Source organism: Corynebacterium sp. HMSC071B10, assembly GCF_001814825.1.
Classification (GTDB): Bacteria; Actinomycetota; Actinomycetes; order Mycobacteriales; family Mycobacteriaceae; genus Corynebacterium.
In genome coordinates this window covers 126,141-144,668 of record NZ_KV817997.1, presented here as the reverse complement: position 1 = coordinate 144,668, position 18,528 = coordinate 126,141, and the positions used below count along the sequence as shown (strand labels likewise).

General features: G+C 61.8%; 13 protein-coding genes and 1 tRNA gene. 8 read left to right on the top strand and 6 right to left on the bottom strand.

Annotated elements, in window-relative coordinates; all coding sequences use genetic code 11:
- From HMPREF2990_RS04320 to HMPREF2990_RS04300, 5 genes are read right to left on the bottom strand one after another with little or no spacing between them, the layout of a single operon-like run.
- Nucleotides 1-1,464 (bottom strand): penicillin-binding transpeptidase domain-containing protein, encoded by a 1,464-nt coding sequence (locus HMPREF2990_RS04320; RefSeq protein WP_070762870.1) that lies wholly within the window; start codon nucleotides 1,462-1,464, stop codon nucleotides 1-3.
- Nucleotides 1,461-2,825: an FtsW/RodA/SpoVE family cell cycle protein gene (locus HMPREF2990_RS04315; RefSeq protein WP_070762869.1), complete on the bottom strand. Its 1,365-nt coding sequence runs from the start codon at nucleotides 2,823-2,825 to the stop codon at nucleotides 1,461-1,463. Before HMPREF2990_RS04315 ends, HMPREF2990_RS04320 begins: the two co-directional genes overlap by 4 nt.
- 2 nt (nucleotides 2,826-2,827) lie before the next feature.
- Entirely contained in the window at nucleotides 2,828-4,171 is a 1,344-nt protein-coding gene (locus HMPREF2990_RS04310) for a protein phosphatase 2C domain-containing protein (protein ID WP_070762868.1), read from the bottom strand.
- Nucleotides 4,168-4,617 carry an FHA domain-containing protein FhaB/FipA gene (locus tag HMPREF2990_RS04305; RefSeq protein ID WP_038587505.1) on the bottom strand — a complete coding sequence of 150 codons (450 nt, stop codon included), beginning with the start codon at nucleotides 4,615-4,617 and terminating at the stop codon, nucleotides 4,168-4,170. The genes HMPREF2990_RS04310 and HMPREF2990_RS04305 overlap by 4 nt, the downstream gene beginning before the upstream one ends.
- A 26-nt stretch (nucleotides 4,618-4,643) precedes the next feature.
- A complete protein-coding gene (locus HMPREF2990_RS04300; RefSeq protein WP_070762867.1) occupies nucleotides 4,644-5,540 on the bottom strand; it encodes a DUF3662 and FHA domain-containing protein in 897 nt (298 codons plus the stop codon).
- A 169-nt stretch (nucleotides 5,541-5,709) separates the two neighbouring features.
- On the opposite strand from HMPREF2990_RS04300, the gene HMPREF2990_RS04295 reads away from it, so the two are divergent.
- The 7 genes from HMPREF2990_RS04295 to HMPREF2990_RS04260 all read left to right on the top strand — a co-directional run bounded on the left by HMPREF2990_RS04295 (nucleotide 5,710) and on the right by HMPREF2990_RS04260 (nucleotide 12,987).
- A tRNA-Leu gene (locus tag HMPREF2990_RS04295) sits at nucleotides 5,710-5,793 on the top strand.
- A 285-nt stretch (nucleotides 5,794-6,078) separates the two neighbouring features.
- On the top strand, nucleotides 6,079-6,738 hold the full coding sequence (locus HMPREF2990_RS04290) for a biliverdin-producing heme oxygenase (protein WP_083317003.1): 660 nt from the start codon (nucleotides 6,079-6,081) through the stop codon (nucleotides 6,736-6,738).
- Nucleotides 6,739-7,409: 671 nt separating this feature from the next.
- Nucleotides 7,410-9,185: an HtaA domain-containing protein gene (locus HMPREF2990_RS04280; RefSeq protein WP_168167122.1), complete on the top strand. Its 1,776-nt coding sequence runs from the start codon at nucleotides 7,410-7,412 to the stop codon at nucleotides 9,183-9,185.
- Nucleotides 9,186-9,189: 4 nt separating this feature from the next.
- On the top strand, nucleotides 9,190-10,269 hold the full coding sequence (locus HMPREF2990_RS04275) for a heme/hemin ABC transporter substrate-binding protein (RefSeq protein WP_246817426.1): 1,080 nt from the start codon (nucleotides 9,190-9,192) through the stop codon (nucleotides 10,267-10,269).
- A complete protein-coding gene (locus HMPREF2990_RS04270) occupies nucleotides 10,266-11,309 on the top strand; it encodes a FecCD family ABC transporter permease (protein ID WP_070762864.1) in 1,044 nt (347 codons plus the stop codon). The genes HMPREF2990_RS04275 and HMPREF2990_RS04270 overlap by 4 nt, the downstream gene beginning before the upstream one ends.
- On the top strand, nucleotides 11,306-12,079 hold the full coding sequence (locus tag HMPREF2990_RS04265) for a heme ABC transporter ATP-binding protein (RefSeq protein ID WP_070762863.1): 774 nt from the start codon (nucleotides 11,306-11,308) through the stop codon (nucleotides 12,077-12,079). Before HMPREF2990_RS04270 ends, HMPREF2990_RS04265 begins: the two co-directional genes overlap by 4 nt.
- Before the next feature lie 110 nt (nucleotides 12,080-12,189).
- On the top strand, nucleotides 12,190-12,987 hold the full coding sequence (locus HMPREF2990_RS04260) for an HtaA domain-containing protein (protein WP_070762862.1): 798 nt from the start codon (nucleotides 12,190-12,192) through the stop codon (nucleotides 12,985-12,987).
- A gap of 525 nt (nucleotides 12,988-13,512) precedes the next feature.
- On the opposite strand, the gene HMPREF2990_RS04255 is transcribed toward HMPREF2990_RS04260, so the two are convergent.
- Complete coding sequence (locus tag HMPREF2990_RS04255; protein WP_070762861.1) at nucleotides 13,513-14,625, bottom strand: FAD-dependent monooxygenase; 1,113 nt, start codon at nucleotides 14,623-14,625, stop codon at nucleotides 13,513-13,515.
- 684 nt (nucleotides 14,626-15,309) lie between these two features.
- Here HMPREF2990_RS04255 and HMPREF2990_RS04250 point away from each other — a divergent pair.
- A complete protein-coding gene (locus tag HMPREF2990_RS04250) occupies nucleotides 15,310-18,504 on the top strand; it encodes an SdrD B-like domain-containing protein (RefSeq protein WP_070762860.1) in 3,195 nt (1,064 codons plus the stop codon).
- Nucleotides 18,505-18,528 lie beyond the last annotated feature (24 nt).

Here is an 18,528-nt window from a genome sequence, read left to right as displayed (position 1 = left end):
TCATTGTGCCGACTCCCCATCCGCCGGCGCAGCCGGTGCCGCACGCAACACCGCGCGACCCAGCGGGCCGGAGACTTGCCCGCCGGTGGCACCTTCGCCAGCGTGCCCGCCGTTTTTCACCACCACGCCCACGGCCACGTCCTTGGCCGGGTCGAAGGCGACGTACCACACGTGCGGGGCCGCGCCCTCGGCGTGCTCGGCGGTACCCGTCTTGGAGGCGAATCCGTTGCCGTCGTAGCCCCAGGTGGCGCGCTCGGAGGCGAACATGAGGTTGGTCAACGTGCCGGCCTCCTCAGGGGTGAGCGCCTCCGCGAGCTGCTTCGGCTTGGTCTCTTTGACCGTGCGCAAATCCGAGGTGACCACGCGGTTGACCACATACGGGCGCATGCGCTTGCCCTCGTTGGCCACCACGCCGGCCATCACGGCGGCCTGTAGCGCGGTCATGGTCACGTCGCGCTGGCCGATGGCGGATTGGCCCAGCTCGGCCGCGCCGGGGATCTCGCCTAGGGAACCGGCGGCGTTGGGTACGCCCAGCTCCATGAGTTCGTAGCGCTCGCCGATCCCGAAGTCCGCGGCCGCCTTGCGCAGCGGGTCGGCACCCATGTTCAGCGCCATCTGCACGAACGCGGTGTTGCAGGACAGGGAGAACGCCGTAGTGAGCGTGACCTGCCCGCCGCCCGCACAGGCCTGGCCGCCGTAGTTGGTCAGCGGCACGTTGGTCCCGGGCAGCGTGATCTGCGCGTCCCCGGTCAGCGGGGAGTCCGGCGTGTAGCCGTTGCGCAGGCCCGCCGCGGTGGTGATGATCTTGAAGATCGAGCCGGGCGGCAGCTGGTCCTGCGCCGCGTGGTTGAGCAGCGGCTGCCGCGGGTCGTTGTTCAGCTGCCCCCAGGCCTCGGCCGCGGTGGCAGGAGAGGCGATGCTGTTCGGGTCGAAAGACGGTGTCGATGCCATGGCCAGCACCTGGCCGGTCGATGGTCGCAGCGCGACGATCGCGCCGTCGTAGTTGTTGTTGGAAAGCTGCTCGTAGGCAAAGGCCTGCAGGTTCGGGTCCAGCGAAAGCTCAACCGTGTTGCCCACCCGGTCCTGCTCCAGGCCCGTGCGGGTAAAGCGCGAGTTGGAGCCCTTGCCGTCGCCGTTGAGCTCGGCATTAAAGGTGGACTCCAGCTGGGAGGTGCCGAACTGGTCGGAGACGTAGCCCACCACCGGCCCGAAGGAGTAGGGCATGTTGGGGTAGGCGCGCTGGTAGAAGCCGGTGGCTTCGTCGCGGTAGGACTCGGCGAGCACCTGCCCGCCGGCGTTGATCTGGCCGCGGTTGACCTGCTTGAGCTCCATGAAGGTGCGCGAGTTGCGCGAATCCTGCGCGTACTCCTCCTCGCGGAAGCCCTGCACCACGGTGAAGTGGGCAAGCAGGGCGACAATGAGCAGCAGCGAGAGGATGGCGCCGCGGCGAATAGTGGTATTCATCGTGCGGGAGCCACCTCCGCGCCATAGGCCTGGTTACCCGAGGCGACGGCAGAGGCGTCGTACTCGGTCGGCGAGTTCGCGCCGTGCGAGATGCGCAGCAGAAGCCCCAGCAGGATGTAGTTGGCCATAATCGACGAGCCACCCGCCGACATGAACGGCGTGGTCAGCCCCGTCATCGGCATCATGGAAGAGATGCCGCCGGCGACCACGAAGATCTGGATGGCCAGCGTCAGCGCCAGCCCCGAGGCCAGCAGCTTGCCGTAGGTGTCGCGCACCTGCATCGCGGCGCGGAAACCCCGGGTAATCAGGATGGCAAAAAGACACAGCACGGCGGCCACGCCGAAGAAGCCGAGCTCTTCGCCCAAAGCTGCCAGGATGTAGTCCGAGTGTGCAACGGGCACGAGCTCTGGGTGGCCGTAGCCTAAACCGGTGCCGGTCATGCCACCCCAGCTCAAGCTGATCAGCGCGTTGGCTGGCTGGTTGCCAATGCCCTCGAAGTCGGAGAACGGGTCGATGAAGTTTGACACGCGGTCCTGAATCTTCGAGCTGACCTGGTAGACGGCGTAGCCACCGATGGCCACCAGGCCCAGGCCGATAACCAGCCAGGAGGTGCGCCCGGTGGCGAAGTAGACCATGCCCAGCACGGTGGCAAAGAGCAGCAGTGCCGGGCCGAAGTCGTTAGAAATGGCCATGATCAGCATGGCGATCGCCCACACCATGAGGATCGGGGCGAGGTCGCGTACGCGCGGGAACGTCAAGCCCAAAAAGCGCTTGCCAGCTACGGTAAACAGGCTGCGCTTCATGGCGAGCAGCTGCGCAAAGAAGATGAGCAGCAGGATCTTGGAAAACTCGCCGGGCTGGATGGAGAAAGGCCCGAGCCACAGCCAGATGCGCGCGTCCGCATGCCCCTCCGGTTGCGGCCACACCAGCGGCAGTGCCAGCAGGACCAGCCCGGTCAGGCCGAGCAGGTAGGAGTAGCGCGACAGCGCCTTGTGGTCGCGCACGATCATGAGCGTGAGCACCATGAGCACCACGCCGACCAGTGACCACAGCACCTGGCGCTCCGCCAGCGGCCCGTAGCCGGGGCGCTCGGCCAGGTCGAGCCGGTAGATCAGCACCAGCCCAATCGCGTTGAGCAGCGAGACCACCGGCAGCATCACCTGGTCTGCGCGCGGGGCGAGCAGCGAGATCGCCACGTGCGCGATGGCGTAGACGCCAACGAAGCCGCCGACGAGGTAGAGCATGTCCGTCGACAGCGTGCGCCCCTGGCTCAGCTCCAGGCCGAAGACCATGAGCAGCAGCAGGCCCGCCGAGCACAGCAGGAGGAGAAGCTCGAGGTTGCGGGAGAAAATCTTCTTCACGCTTAGCTCACCTTCCTACATTCCTCGGTGTCTTTTTCTTCCTTGTCCACGCACACCGGCAGGGCCTCGTCGGCCATCCGGTTGAGCAGTCCGAGGACGTCATCGTAGGAGCCGCCGCCGAAGTTCTCCGCCACGGAGTGCTGGCTCGCGGGCAGGTCGTCCTGGCTGAAGACGTTGCAGCCGTCCGGGACGGTCGCGGAAGAGACGATGCGCAGGTTGTTCTTCTCGTCGATGCAGGCCTGCTGTACCGGCGAGTGCGACTTCTGCGAGCCGTGCTCGATCAGGTAGTTGCCATCTGCGTCGGTGGTGATGAAGTACTGGTCGCTGTTGCGCTGGTTGACCCACCACAGTCCGCCGGCCACCAGCGCGATCGCGATGACAAGGGCGGCGACTACCCACGGCCAACGAGTGGCACGTCGCGGGTGATCCTCCTCGTCTGCGTCCTCACCGGCGTCACCGGAGTCGCTCGGAGAGTTGCTGGACCGGTTCTGGTTCGGCGGGATGGTCTCGGACTTGCGCATGATCGCCGCGGCGCGGCTGGCCGAGGAATCCGGGTGGGACTGCTCGTAGCCCGGGGCGAGCGCGCCGGCCAGCGCCGGGGTGCTCGGCAGCTCGGGGGCATCCGCCTCTTCGTCGTCGACCACGTCGGCCACCACCACGGTGATGTTGTCCGGCCCGCCCGAGCGCAGCGCGAGCTCGATGAGCCGCTGCGAGGCGATCTCCGGGGTGCCTTGCGCCAGCGCTACCTCGATGGTCTCGGTGCTGACCGGGTCCGACAGGCCGTCGGAGCACAGCAAGAGGCGGTCGCCCGGCTCGATCTCCACCATCTGCAGGTGAGGCTCGACTTTACGCCCGGTGTACGCCTTCAAAATCAGCGACTTCTGCGGGTGGCTGGACACGTCCTCCGGCTCCAGCTTGCCCTCGTTGACCAGGGACTGGACGAAGGTGTCGTCTTCGGTGATTTGGGTCAACGCCCCGTCGCGAAGCAGGTAGCCCCGCGAATCACCGACATGGATCAGGCCGAGCGCCTCGCCGTTGAACATCAGGGCGGTCAGGGTCGTGCCCATGCCCGCCTGCTCCGGGTGGTTGGCCACAGACTCCGCGATCGACGCATTCGCGTCATCCGCTGCAGCGCCAAGGAGCGCGAGGATATCCGCGTCGCCCGGGTCGCGGTCGAGGTGCTCCATGTGCTCGACCATCAGCTGCGAGGCGACCTCGCCCGCAGCGTGGCCGCCCATGCCATCAGCCAGCACGAGCAGGTGCGGGCCCGCGTACGCCGAGTCCTCGTTATTGCCGCGGACCAGGCCGCGGTCGGAGACGGCGACAAAGTTTAGGCGCAAACTCATGGCATCAACCTCACAATCGTGCGTCCCATCTTTATATCCGTGCCCACAGACACCCTTTCCGGCTGGTCAATGCGCATGCCGTTGACAAACGTGCCGTTGCGCGAATCCATGTCCTCGATGAACCATTCGCTGCCGCGGCGGAACAGCCGCGCGTGCGTCGAGGAGGCGAAATCATCGCCGAGCTGGAAATCATTGTCGCCGGCCCGACCAATAGTTAAGTCCTCCAAGCTGGCAATTTCCATGTGGGAGCCTTTGAGCGGGCCCTCAACTACCGCAAGCTCGCGTGCCTTCTCGCGACGCACCGGTGCCGCGCTGGTCGTCTGCCTGCGCACCGTGCCCGCCGCCTTGACCACGTCCTTGCGCTGCACCCACAACACCAGCAGGATGAACACCCACACCAGGGCAAGCAGGCCGAAGCGCGCGCTGAGAATGACAGCGGAATCCATGAGGCTCCTTTACGTGACTAGGCGGCTTAAGGCCGGAAGAACTCGGTGCGCGGGTGCGCGTCGATCTGCGCCTCTGCGACGTCCGCGGGCTGCGGGGCGGCTGCCTCTGCAGCCTGCGCCAGCGGCTCGACGATGCGGACTTCGATGTGGGAGTGGCCGAGGGTGATCACGTCGCCGTCGGCAAGCATCCAGTTCTCCACGGGCTCCTCATTGACGGTGGTGCCATTGGTGGACTGCAGATCCACCAGCACAGCCACCTCGCCGTCCCAGGTGATCTCCGCGTGCTGGCGGGACACGCCCGTGTCCGGCAGGCGGAAGTCCGCGTCATTGGAACGGCCCAAAATATTCGAACCCTCATGCACCAAGTAGGTGCGCGAAGACCCGTCCTGCAGCAGCAGGCTTACCGTGGGCGTGCCACCCGCCGGCTGTGCTGCGTTCGGCTCATTCATGTGATCCTCCTGATCCTTTCGATCCTTCGGCACCCGGGCCTGGCGGCGCTTCTTCGGCTCCGCCACAATCGCGTCGAAGCCACTGACCACGTCAGGCTCCTGGTCGATATACGACGACACGCGCAACTGGCCTGTCCGCAACCCGGATTCCTCAGCGATACGCACCACGGGCGGCCCATCCAGGAACCACCCCAGGTTGCGCACGTACCGCATGAGCTGCTCGGCGAGGTCCGCGGGCAAGTCACGATGCTGCGACAGGTTCTCCAAATCCTTCGAAGACACACCCACCGCAAACACGTTTGGCGAGACGTACTCATCCATATCAGTGACCACCACGGAGTCTTGCGCCTCCTGCTTCACCAACTCTTCAATCTCCGCCGGCACAACCTTGCCGCCGAACAGCGCCGCCATGGAATTATCCAGGCCACGCTGCATCGACGAGTCCAGCTTTGCCAGCCGATCCATCACGCCCATGCTGCCCGCACCTCCTTCCCAGCTGCTCAATTGCTTCTCACTGATGTCCTTTAACCAAGCAAGTATAAATGCGCCGGGGCCACGCGCCTAGTTCAAAACGCGAAAACGCGGGCTGACGTGGCGATTTGGTAGTTCGTTGGAGTGTGGTGTTATATTAATCAAGTCGCCCGCCCGGGTGGCGGAATTGGCAGACGCGCTGGCTTCAGGTGCCAGTGATCGCAAGATCGTGGGGGTTCAAGTCCCCCCCCGGGCACAAACCGGAAAGGCCCCGCGAGAGCGGGGCCTTTTTGCTTGTCGACGTCTGCGTGGGGCTAAGGGGCAAAAAAGGGGATGCGGACGTTTTGTGGGTGTTAGACAGGACCACTACCTGCTCAATGGCATCATCGGCAGCCCAGCTCCGCGGCGTGCGTTGTATTTATGGGCAATAGCATTGGGCGCCACAGGTGCGATGGGGAAAATCAACCTTTCGTCTAATTGTGATTAGGCAAGGCTTGCCTTACTCTTTTTGAAAATCTTTCATTTTCCAAGGAGTAGAAAAATGACAACCATGTTGCCGACCGCTGGTGAGCAGCTCTCCACCTCCCTTAAAAACCAGACCGCAGAGGCCCACACCAGCGCAGAAAATTCCCAATTCATGGCTGACCTCAGTCGCGGCAGGCTAGACCGCAACGCAGTGGCTCAACTGACCGCGCAATACTTCCACATCTATTCAGCCCTTGAAGCTGCTGTTCGTCGGGCTGGCGAGCACCCCGCCGTGGCGCTCATCGCAGACAAGCGCCTTGAGCGTGTAGAGGCGATCACGCAGGACCTCACCTCCATGCTGGGCAAGAGCTGGCACGAGGTGGAACCACTCGCCGCCACCGCCCACTACGTCGCAGAGCTAGAGGGGCTCGGCCCTGACAACGGCCCGGAGGTGGTTGCTCACCACTACGTTCGCTACCTTGGCGACATCGCCGGTGGCCAGGTGCTCGCGCGCGTGTTTCGCGAAGCGTACGAGCTACCAGGAGAGGCGCTCCACTTCTATGACTTCTCCGCCATTGGCAAGATTCCCCCATACCGCGCACAGTACAAGGCAGCTCTTGACGCAATGCAGCTCGGTGAAGAGGAGCGTGCGCGCCTCGTCAATACCGCGAAGCGCGCGTTCGACCTAAACCAGGCCGTGTTCCAGGACCTCGCCAAAGCGCGTCAGCTAGCGTAACTGGTGGGTCTGGCGGGGTGATCTACATACGCGATTGCCCCCCAGATGCACCCCGCGGACACCAGTGCCGTCACGATTCCGCTAGTAAGCGTGTAGTTTGCCGGCACCAAGAACAAAGTCAGGGCCGCCAGCAACGTGATGAGAGCCCACACCACACCAAGCACTAGTCCGGCTCGCCTTCCCGCTTGTGCCTCCGCGTAGCCGCGAGACGGAAGCGCCGCGAGCCCATACAGCACAGTGACCATGACTACGGCAGCTGGGAATGCCACCCATACATTGCCGGTCGCGCCACCGAATGCGATAACTCCAGTTATGAGCGCGAGCAGGGCCTTTTCCCAGCTCGCAAAGCGCGGCTGATGCTGACCCTTTCCCTCCGGCAAGGATTCATCTTGCACGACCGGAATGAAGTCCGTCGCAGGCTCGTACGTTGCTTCCACCAATAGACCCCTTCATTAGGTAACGCTATCCTTACTTAGCTAAGGTTAGCCTATCCAGTATCTACCTTGAACTAAACCTGCCGAGGTCATATGAACTTCCGAAACATTTGCGCCGCCGTAGTTGCCTCTAGCTTCTTCACCTTTTCCGCAGTCACCTGCAGCCCTGCCTTTCTGCCTCCTCCGCTGGCCCATGCTCAATCCGTTGCTACACACAGAACGGTTACCGCAGGCACAATGAATTGGGGTGTACGCGAATCATTCCGGAAATACGTTGAAACAGGCGTAGCAAAAGGTTCAATCTCTACTAGCGGCGGTGCGACGAACAGCGGCTCTGGGTTCACCTTCCCACTAGAGTCCGCAGCGATCAGCTCATCGGCTTCCGGGCAGATCAATTTCTCCGGTGAGGTGCACTTCTACGGACACAACGGTGCTCTTGACATGCGACTACGCAACCCCATCATTGTTGTCAACGGCACGCAGGCGGAGCTGCGCGTAGATTACGCCTCCCGCAAGTACGAGGGGATGGATAAAACCGGCGCGACCCGCGAAGGTAAGCAGGAAGTGCTGGCTGCCATCGCGCTGAGCCAAGCTCCCGACTTCGCCGCATCGCAAACCACCATCGCCGGAACGGTGTCGCTGACCTCGAGCGGAGCCGAAATCTTCGGCGGTTTCTACGAGGCTGGGGAGACACTCGACCCAATCAACATTGAGCTTTCGCTTGACAACGCCAACGGCACCGCCCCCGCCCCTCAATACTCTCTGGGCGCGCCCTCAGGCGGGCAGACTGGGACATCCGCTGGAGGTGGGACGGGTGCCACCCGCTCACAAGCGACCTCCGGCCCCGCGAGCTTGCTCGGCGACATCAACGACACGCTCATTGAGGTCAATGGCCTTCTAGTCAACACCGATAACGTCCTCAAAAATGGAGAGTCCCTATACGACCGAGTTAACCCGGCAGCACAAGCACTGCCAGCCCAGCAAGCGCCACAGACGGCTCCGTCACCACAGGCTCAGCAGGTGCCACAAGCTTCACAGTCTGGACAGGTGCAACAACAAGCTCAACAGGCTGGGCAGGCAAGCAAAACCGGACAGTCTGGGCAAGCTAAACAAGCATCGCAAACGCAACAGGCGGGACAGGCCGAGTTGGCAGCCGGGGGCGCATGTAGTGCGTCAACGTCAAAGGGAGTTATGAGCGCTGAGGCGACGTGGGGGGTGCGGCAGTCATTCCGTACCTACATCCGTGGCAACATTGCAAAAGGTGCTTGGGAGCTGACTGGGGTTGGGGACAACGGCACGGCCTTCACCTTCAATGGAAACGCGGGGGCGGTGGATCCGTCGACGCGCTCTGGCACCATCCTGCTCCCCGGCAGCATCCGCTTCACTGGCCACAATGGTGTACTGAACACGCGTTTTTCTAACCTAGAGATCCAGTTCAGCGGCAATACCGGACAGCTTATTGTGAATGCTTCCTCAAATAACACGGATGGTAAACGGAATGACTACGGCCGCATTGCCATTGCCAATCTCAATTTCACCGACCTGAATGTTTCTGAATCAGCGGCATCGGGTACAGCTACAGCAACCCTGACTGATGTCGGCGCAGAAGCCTTCGGCCAGTTCTACCCAGCAGGCGACCCACTGGACCCAGTGAGCTTCACGGCTCAACTCGGCGGCTCTAGCAACTGTGCTGAGGGCCAAGGGGACAGCAGCTCCGCAGCTGCAACCGGCAAGGGCGGCACCTCCAACAGTGCCGAAAAGCTCCGCGGTGGCGGCGGCACCACGGCCAACACTGCAGCTGGGGCTAGCGTGCTTGATGAGGTCGAAGATGCCGAAACCGCTGTCTCAGCCGAGCAACCGCAGGGCGGACAATTTCAAATCAAAAGCGGAGCTAGCGCAGGTGCTGGTAGCGACAACGGCTGGGATGATGCTGCGCTGGCCAAACTTCTCTTGCTTGCCGCTTCCGTGATCGGGGCTGGCGGAGCACTCACCAGGTTCGTCATCACCGTTTAGGAGCATGTTCATGAACTTCACTAAGAAATTCGCCGCACGAGCATTGGCCGCTGGGCTAGCTATCACATTGCCGCTAAGCGGTTGTGCTGCGTGGGACAACCCAGTGCAGATGGAAACGCAGCAACTCGTGAATTCCCTCGAAGCTGCCGGCGACCCACACGAGGCCCAAGGCGTTGCCATGGTGTCCGAGATTTCTGAAGTAGAGCCAGTAGACGCGCCTCGCCAGAATGCTCTTCCGGTGGAGCTAACAGACGCAGACGGCTACGACGTCTCCGTCATCGACACTTCCCGGATTCTGGCCCTAGATATTTACGGCACGTACACGAAGACGCTGCGCGGGGTTGGTCTTGGGGACAATATTGTGGGGAGGACCGTGAGTTCGGCGGAGGCGTCGTTAAGCCATCTGCCCGTGGTGACCGAAAATGGTCACTCCCTCAATGTTGAAGCAATCCTGAACTTGCGACCAACCCTGGTCATCGTGGATCATTCCGTTGGTCCGAGTGAGGCAATCGACCAGATTCGTGCGGCCGGGGTAACCACAGTCGTGATGGAGCCGAATCGGTCGATGGCGTCCATGAGCGAAGACATCATCAACGTCGCGACGGTAGTTGGTGAGCCTGAGGCTGGCCGCCTTTTGGCGGAGCGCAGCCAGCGTGAGGTCGACGAGGCCCTGTCCGCTATCGCTGCGGTGAAGCCGGATGTTCCGCTGCGTATGTCTTTCCTGTATGCCCGCGGAACAGGCGGGGTGTTTTACCTGCTTGGTGGCGAAGACGGCACCCAAGACTTGATTGAGGCCCTCGGCGGCGTGGATGTGAACACGGAGCACGGTATCGGCACCTCTTCCCCCGCTAGCCCTGAGGCTCTTGCAGAGGTCAACCCGGAGGTGTTCGTGATGATGAACAGCGGATTGCAATCCACCGGCGATGTCGAAGGCCTTCTCCAACGTCCGGGGGTTGCGCAGACAACAGCAGGCAAAAACAAGCGGGTACTTTCGCTACCTGATGGTGACTCGCTCGCCTTCGGCCCTCAGACCGGTGAAATGCTGCTGCGCGCCGCCCATGCCCTGTACGGGGAGGGCGAGTGAGTTCCAAGCTCTCGGCCTTCCAGGCCCGACGCCGTGGTCGCGTCATCCTCTTCATTGCCACTTCGACGCTATTGGTAGCCACCACAGTAGCCTCCATCTTGGTCGGCCAGTTCGAGCTCGCGCCAAGTGAGCTGTGGCCGATCATCACCGCGGGCCCGATGTCTGCCACCTCCCTCGATGCATCCGTGGTATGGCAGGTTCGCTTACCCCGCCTAGTGCTTGGCCTGTTTGTCGGCGCTGCCTTAGGCGTCGGCGGTGCACTCATGCAAGCGGTGTTCGCCAACCCGCTCGCCGAGCCAAGCGTGATTGGTGTCAGCTCTGGTGCAGGAGTCGGCGCGGCGGCAGCAATCGTGTTCAGCGCAAGCACTTTTGGCACGATGACAGTACCGATTTTCGCGTTTGTCTCTGGGACTTTGGCGACCGCGGTTGTATACCGACTCTCCCGCTCTGGAGGAAAGGTCCGCGTATTGAACCTGATCCTGGTCGGTATTGCTGCAAACGCCATCTGTGGAGCGACGATTGCACTGCTGACGTTCATGGCTCCGACGACTGCCCGCGAGCAAATCATCTTCTGGCAGATGGGCACTCTGGCTGGGGCAAGCTGGGCCCAAACCGGCACGGTTGTAGCAATAGTCGTCGCCACACTGATGCTGGCGGTCTTGCTTGGCCGCAAGCTGGATATCCTTGCACTTGGAGACCAAGCCGCGAGTCACGTGGGCATCAACGTTCCGCGACTGCGAATGACGGCGATTGTGCTGTCCACTCTGCTCACCGCCGCTGCAGTATCCTTTGCAGGTCTGATCGGGTTCGTCGGTCTTGTAGTTCCGCATATTGTGCGCACTGCCGTCGGCCCTTCGAATGCTGTGCTGTTACCTGCTTCTGCGCTCGGCGGCGCGCTGCTGATTGGCGCTGGAGATATCTTCGCCCGCACCGTCATCCCCTTCGCGGATCTGCCGATTGGCATCTTTACAGCACTTATCGGCGGGCCCACCTTCTTCTTCCTGCTTCGGCAGATGTTGCGAAAGAATCACGATCTATGAGTGTCCACGCGCACGGCGTGACCGTAATAAAACAGGGTCGCACCATTCTTAACGACGTATCCATGCATGCTCGGTCAGGCGAAGTCACAGGCCTAATCGGCCCGAACGGTGCCGGTAAGTCCACGCTTTTGGCAGCACTCTCCGGAGACATTTCCGTGGCCTCAGGGCGCGTGGAGGTGGGTGGCAACGACGTCGCAAGCACCCCGGCTCAAGAGTTGGCTCGTACCCGGGCAGTGATGCTGCAGGACGTTGGAGTGGCGTTTTCTTTCCTTGTCAGAGACATCGTCGAAATGGGGCGTCACCCCTGGGGAACCAGCGACAAGGATGCTGAGATTGTAGATGCCGCGCTGACAACCACCGGCATGACGCATCTCCAGGATCGAGAAGTCGTGACGCTTTCCGGTGGTGAGCGTGCGCGCGTAGCCTTCGCACGCGTGCTCGCACAGCAAACACCAGTGGTGTTTCTTGATGAGCCAACAGCGGCCATGGATGTGCGCTTCCAGGAACAGACGATGGGCATAGTCCGCGGTCTTGCAGCCCAAGGCGTCGCCGTCGTTGTGGTGCTGCACGACCTGCAGCTTGCAGCACGCTATTGCGACAGGGTGGTGTGCCTGAAGTCAGGTGAGGTAGCCGCTACAGGTCCTGTCGAGGAGGTCTACTCAAACGACGTACTCAGCGGCGTCTACGACTGGCCGATTTCGGTCTCGAGTATGGACGGACGCGTGTTTGTTACACCAGCCGAGGCCTCTAGCCCGGTGCCTCCCAGATAAGCGCAATACTCCCCTAATCACCCCCACAGCTTGCAAAGGGTAGCCTAACCTGATTAAGGTAAGGCAAACCTAATTGGTTGTCTTCGTTCTGAATTTCGAAAGGAATTAGGATGTCCCGTACCTCCTCTCTGGCGCTCGTCACCGCTGCCGCCGTCACCTCCACCGCACTTTTCGCCCCCGCCGCTTCCGCCGCCGAGACCCCGGAACTTCTGTCCGGCAACGTAACCTGGAACATCAAGGAATCCTTCCTGCGCTACGTACAGAATCCTTTTGTTGGAAGCACCATCACTGCTTCCGATGGAGCCGAGAAGGTCGAGGCAGAAGGCAAGGTTGTTGATTTCAAACTGCCGGTCAACGCAGCAGACTCTGCCTTCAACGACAAGGGTGAGGGCACCATCGATCTGGACGGTGCAATCCGCATCGAAGGCCACAAGGGTGCCATGGACATCCAAATGTCCGACTTCAAGATCGTGATCAATGGCAACAAGGGCCATTTGCAGGCAGACTACGTACGCAAGGGCGCTAAGCCGGATACCGATATGGATGATGCCAAGAATGACGACAAGCCGATCGTTGAGTTCGACGTCAAGGAGTCGCTTGTTCCCACGGCTGGGGGAAAGAAGGAGATTATCTTCACCCCAACCGCAATGACTGAGTCCGGCGTAGACATCTTCGGCTCGAGCTATAAGCTAGGTGTGCCGATGGAGGACAGCAAGGTCGGTGTCTCCCTTGACTTTAAGAACGCTGAAACGCCAGCTAACCCAAACCCCTCTGACCAGAACGGCTCCACCTCTCCGGCTGCTATCGGCGGCATTGTGGTGGCTGTCCTCGCCGTCCTCGGCGGCCTGGCGTTTGCAACGACCCTGCCCCAAATCCAGGCTATGCTTGGCCAGTTCCTTCCGCACTAATGCAACGCTTAATTGCAACTAGCGCCGCAATCTCCGTTGCACTGACGCTTGGCACTCCGGCATCGGCCACAGCCGAGAAACATCCCACGCCAGGGGCGAGCTCCATAGCTACCATGTCATCAACGGAGAAAGGTTCACCGGCAGCGAATGCAACTCACACGGTTGCGTTTGTGATTTCTACAATCGGCCTAGTACTGGCACTTGCAGCACTGACGCAAGGAGTGGCAAACATCCTCCGCCTTACAACGCCGCCAGCAAACCTGATTCAGCGCTGAGCCCCAATAAGCCGCCCGTCTCGGACGACACAGATTTTGCGGTCGCTCATCTGTCTACCGAGGCGGGAATCTTGATATACCTAAACGGGGGGTTGTGGGGCCAGCCCCGTGAAAAATTCCATGTATGACCATTTGGCGACCTGGGGGAACGTGGAAACGCCCTTCTTCCCGATGCGTACATTTTCACGGCCCGCGGCAACACGAGGGCCTCGTTGCTCGCGCGGTGCCGTTCTATTTGGAGGCACCCCGGTCACATCTCCGGCATCTCCCACGCAGTCACCACTTGCACCTGCCTGTTGGTTACCGCATCCGGCACGTGCTTGAGTATCCAGTTGCGTGCGGTGGCCATACGCTTGCCGCCGGTATGTAATGCCCGTCCGATCAGCCGCGACTGGCGAGCAACCTGTTGACTGCGGCGGTGCCGGTGCGTGTCGTAGGCAGAAAAGTCCGTGCTGCCTGCGCGCAGCAGCCGGGCGAGGACTGCGGCGTCTTCCAAACCCTGGCAAGCACCCTGTCCGAGGTTTGGCGTCATGGCGTGCGCCGCATCCCCGATCAGCACGACCTTCTCGTTGTAGTAGCTCGGGAGTGGTTTCGCGAGCTCGTGGATGGGCAGGTACTGGATTGACTCCTCCGGGGTAGCGCGCAGCAGTTCAGGGATTGGGTTGTGCCACTGCTCGAAGGTTGCGTGTAGTTGGTGCAGCGCCTGGGTGCCAGGTTGGGCTTCTGGGCCGGAGGTGACGGCGAACCAGTAGGTGTGGCCGTCGTGAAGCGGGACTGCCCCGAAGCGGGCGCGAGTGCCCCAGGTCTCGAACCCGGCGTCGAGCGGTACCCCTTCGGTGATCGCGCGCCACGTGTTGTAGCCGGCGTAGGTCATGCCGGGGTCGGCGAAGCAGCTGGCGCGCACTGCGCTGCGGATCCCGTCCGCGCCCACCACGACGTCGAAGCGCGCTTGCGTGCCGTCGGCGAAGGTGACCGCGCCGGTGCTGGCGTCGACGCCCACAGCCGCAGCGGAGGTGTGTACGCACGAGCTTGGGATGTCTGCGAGGAGGAGCGAGTGGAGCGTGGTGCGATCGAGCGCGAGCGAGGTGCCCGTGATCTCCGGGGAAATGCGGGTGAGCCAATCGCCACGTGGGCTGCGGATTCCGCCCTGAAACGGGGTTTGGCGTTGCTGCAGTGCGCGGAAGTTCGCACCTATTCCTAAGGCGTCGAGGGCGGCGAGCCCGTTCGGCGCGAGCGTGATGCCGGTGCCGCCGCTGCGGATTTGCGGGTGCTCTTCGTAAATCTGCACGTCCATGCCGCTGCGGTGCAGCGCTGCCCCCAGCGCGAGGCCGGAGATGCCAGCGCCGATGATGCCTATCCTCATAGGCTACGAGCCTAGTGGCGGTGGACGCGGAGTCTGCGGCCGCAGACTTTTCGCGCGGGAAGTGGGTTCTCATGGATGTTGGGCGCGGATGATCAGCACAGGCTCTCGATACGAAGAAGTACGCCTATCGTGGATGCAGATAATTACGTCTACAGCGAGGATGATTAGGAGACGTGAGCCTGTCGTGCCCGGCGTGTTCGTCAAATGTGCCGCGGTGGGCTCGGGCGAGAAAATTTGATTGTGCGTTCACGCCGTCTGCCAGGCTGTTTGTTGTGGTCTCTAGTGAGGTTGCCTATAGCTCATCCGAATACTTGGAATGATGGGTTTTCGTGTCTGAAGCCAGGAACCATCGTGTCAGTGAACAATTTCCTACTCTGTCTCCGGGCAGGGCAGGGAATCTCGATTCAAACGCACTCGTTTTGTCGCTCACCCCCCGAATAAGTGTGTTCCAGTTTGTGTCATGCGAAGAGTGGACCTTTGGAATACTCTGATCCTTGTCTTGAAAAGCTTGGAGTTTTTGCTGGAACCCCTTGCTGAGATTTCGATGGGATCGAGAGGACAAGTACATGAATACATCAGGAAATGAGCGCCGAGGCCTCCGGCGGAAACTGGTTGCCGCGCTGAGCACCGTGGCGCTTGCGGTAGCGGGGGGGGGGAGTTGCGCCTCACGCGCACGCCTACGTTGTGAAGGATGATTCCTTCCTCAACGGCAACCCCGACAATAAGAATCAAGAGCTACAGCCGAAGGTGTCGGTCAACGTTACTCCGACCGACAAAGAGGTGGAGCCTGGGGAAACGGTGGAGCTTGAGTTCACCGGTTCCTTCGAGGCTCCTTTCCCACCTAGTGGTAACCATCTGGGGCCGGGCGAGTCTGACGTCAAAGGGGCGACAATCGCCCTGCAGTTTTCTGACCAGCTTGAAGCGGAACCGCAGATTAACCCGTCGGCGTTTGTTTGGAAGAGCGGCGAGAAGCGGAACGCTGAGGTGAAGCCCGCAGGCGGAGGCTACATCGTAGACCTTGGTTACATCAGCGCGAATGACTCCTTCACTTACAAGGTGCCGGTCAAGGTTTCTGAAGACATTGAGCCAGGCACAGAGTTCTCTCCTGCGACGATTGAGGCTACGGCGCGTATCGCGCCCGAGAACCAATTCCCAGACCGGAATGATGCCCGTTTTATCGCCGACCCGAATGACCGCTGCACACTCATTTCGAAGTCCTCTTACGTGTCTCAGAACGGCAAATATGGTGGGTGGCTGAGCGACCTTTGGCTTGGGACTCGCTCCCCGAATGCGGAGCTCGGCGAGGCTGAGTTGAAATTCATCGTGGATGGCCAAGACGTTACTTCCCAGATTATGGAGCGCGCTCAGCTTCATACTCCGGACTCACCCGAGCACCAAGACATGCCGCAAATTGTTGAGGCGCGTGACGCGGGACTGCCGGGCCGCGACTGGCGTCAGGTGTACGACTGGGGTTTGAAACCAAGCGACGCCGTCGTTCCCAAGGATTGGCCCGGTGAGATCTTCCTGCCCAGCGGTACTATTGTCGAGGTCACCCAGCCGGTGAAGGATACTTCTCCGCAATGCGCGGCGGGTGCAGACCCGGTTGTTACTCACGACGTCTATATCGGCCAGGTAGTCACTGACCAGGTGGCTTTGGTCGAAAAAAGCAACACGCTTCGCGTGGTGGAGCCGGATGAAAAGCCGACCCCTCAGCCGGAACCGACAACGTCGACGTCGACGGAAACCACTACGGAGACCACCACCGAAACGACCACTACCACCGAGACTTCGACGACCACGGTGACTCCGACGGAGACTGCTTCCACGGTTACGACGACGCTGACAAAGACCGCCCCGGCGGTTACGACTACGCCGACTGAAACGGCTCCGGCGGTCACCACTACGTCGACGGAGACGGAGTCGGAAACGACCACGACCACCGCGACCTCCACTGAGACTGAAACCGCGACAGAAACCACGACCGCCACTGTCACCGAGACCGAGGGCTGCGATTGCGAGCCGACCACGGTGACGGAGACGACCACGGTCAAGGAGCCAGTTCCTACCACCGAGCAGGTCACCACCACGGAGAAGGCACCGAAGCGCGGCACCATTGGTGATCGCGTTTGGTTGGACGAGAACGGTGACGGCAAGGAGGATCCGGGCGAGAAGACCGGTGTCCCTGGCGTCACGGTGGTCATTACTGATAAGGACGGCAACGAGGTCACTCGTACTGTTTCGGACGAGGACGGCCACTGGAAGGTTGACGTTGATCCGGGTGAGTACACCGTCACTTACAAGCCGGGCAATCACGTTGCTAGCGACGAGCGCCTCATTGAGCGCACCGTGAAGATTGAGCCGGGCGAAGAGAACTTCGACATTGATCTCGGCGTGCTGCCGGGCGGTGCCATCGGCGACCGCGTCTGGAACGATGAGAACGGCGATGGCGTGCAGGACGAGGACGAGAAGGGCGTGCCAAACGTCATTGTTGAGGTCTCCCGCGAGGGCGAGCCGACCCGTACTACCTACACGGATGAGCAGGGTAACTGGCGTATCGACGGCCTGACCCCGGGCGTGGACTACGAGGTCCGCTTTATCAAGCCGGAGGGCTGGGAAGTCACCGGCAAGGTGCTGGGTGCGACTGACGGGGAGGGCCTGGTTGCAAAAGCAACCCTGAGGCCCAAGGAGTACAACGACACCTATGACCTGGGTCTGAAGACCGTGAAGCCGGATTGCGACTGCGAGCCGGAAACCCCGGGAACCATCGGCGACCGCGTGTGGCTCGATGTGAACGGTGACGGCAAGGAGGATCCGGGCGAGGAGACCGGCATCCCGGGCGTCACGGTGGTCATTACTGACAAGGATGGCAACGAGGTCACCCGCACCGTGACGGACGAGGACGGCAACTGGAAGGTCGACGTCACTCCGGGCGAGTACACCGTGGAGTACCTGCCGGGTGGGCACACCCCGTCGGATCCGAGCCAGGTCAAGCGCACCGTCACGATCGAGAAGGGCGAGAAGCGTCTCGACGTTGACCTGGGCGTGCTGCCGAAGGGCACCGTTGGCGATCGCGTCTGGAACGACAAGAACGGCGACGGCGTCCAGGACGAGGACGAGAAGGGTCTTTCCGACGTCACCGTGCAGGTCATTCGCGACGGCGAACCGACCCGCACCACCACGACTGATCAGGACGGCAACTGGTTCATCGAGGGGCTCGACCCGAACAAGGAGTACGAGGTCCGCTTTATCAAGCCGCAGGGCTGGGAAGTCACCGGCAAGGTGCCGGGCGCAACCGACGAGGAAGGCCTGATTTCCAAGGTCATCCTGAAGCCGGGCGAGCGCAACGATTCCTATGACCTTGGCCTGCGCAAGACGCGGACCATCGGCACGGATGACCCGACAGTGCCGCCGACCACTACGCCGGACTCGCCGGTCGCGCCGGGCGATGAGCCGGGCGATGTGCTGGGCCGCTGCGTGGCCAACGCAGTCGCCTCGCCGATCCTCTACCTGGTGCCGGTGGCGCTGCTCGCTGCGGTCGGCGGCCAGGTGGGCGCGCCGTACATGGACGTGATCAACCAGCAGGTTGCGCAGATCAACGCCGAGATCCAGGCGCAGTTCAGCCGCAACACCCCGGACTGGGGCACGGGCAACCGTGGCAACGACAATGACCAGTTCGGCGAGCTGCGCGCGCAGATCGACGCTGCAAACCGTCAGCTGCAGCAGCTTGCAGCCGACCCGAACGTTCGGCAGGTCGGCACCATCGCCGCCGCGATCCTGGGCGTGGCTGCCCTGGGTGGCGTGCTCTACGACTGGTGCTCGAACGAGAAGGGTGAGGCCTTTACTTCGCTGAAGGGCTCGTCTGCTGGCAAGCAGGACTAAACCCTTCCTCCCCAAACCGGCCCG

What these genes read in the sequence shown, in the direction of transcription:
- HMPREF2990_RS04320 (WP_070762870.1), bottom strand. Translation starts at nt 1,464, where the DNA reads ATGAATACCACTATTCGCCGCGGCGCCATCCTCTCGCTGCTGCTCATT.
- HMPREF2990_RS04310 (WP_070762868.1), bottom strand. Translation starts at nt 4,171, where the DNA reads ATGAGTTTGCGCCTAAACTTTGTCGCCGTCTCCGACCGCGGCCTGGTC.
- HMPREF2990_RS04305 (WP_038587505.1), bottom strand. Translation starts at nt 4,617, where the DNA reads ATGGATTCCGCTGTCATTCTCAGCGCGCGCTTCGGCCTGCTTGCCCTG.
- HMPREF2990_RS04300 (WP_070762867.1), bottom strand. Translation starts at nt 5,540, where the DNA reads ATGGGCGTGATGGATCGGCTGGCAAAGCTGGACTCGTCGATGCAGCGT.
- HMPREF2990_RS04290 (WP_083317003.1), top strand. Translation starts at nt 6,079, where the DNA reads ATGACAACCATGTTGCCGACCGCTGGTGAGCAGCTCTCCACCTCCCTT.
- HMPREF2990_RS04280 (WP_168167122.1), top strand. Translation starts at nt 7,410, where the DNA reads ATGAATTGGGGTGTACGCGAATCATTCCGGAAATACGTTGAAACAGGC.
- HMPREF2990_RS04275 (WP_246817426.1), top strand. Translation starts at nt 9,190, where the DNA reads ATGTTCATGAACTTCACTAAGAAATTCGCCGCACGAGCATTGGCCGCT.
- HMPREF2990_RS04265 (WP_070762863.1), top strand. Translation starts at nt 11,306, where the DNA reads ATGAGTGTCCACGCGCACGGCGTGACCGTAATAAAACAGGGTCGCACC.
- HMPREF2990_RS04260 (WP_070762862.1), top strand. Translation starts at nt 12,190, where the DNA reads ATGTCCCGTACCTCCTCTCTGGCGCTCGTCACCGCTGCCGCCGTCACC.
- HMPREF2990_RS04255 (WP_070762861.1), bottom strand. Translation starts at nt 14,625, where the DNA reads ATGAGGATAGGCATCATCGGCGCTGGCATCTCCGGCCTCGCGCTGGGG.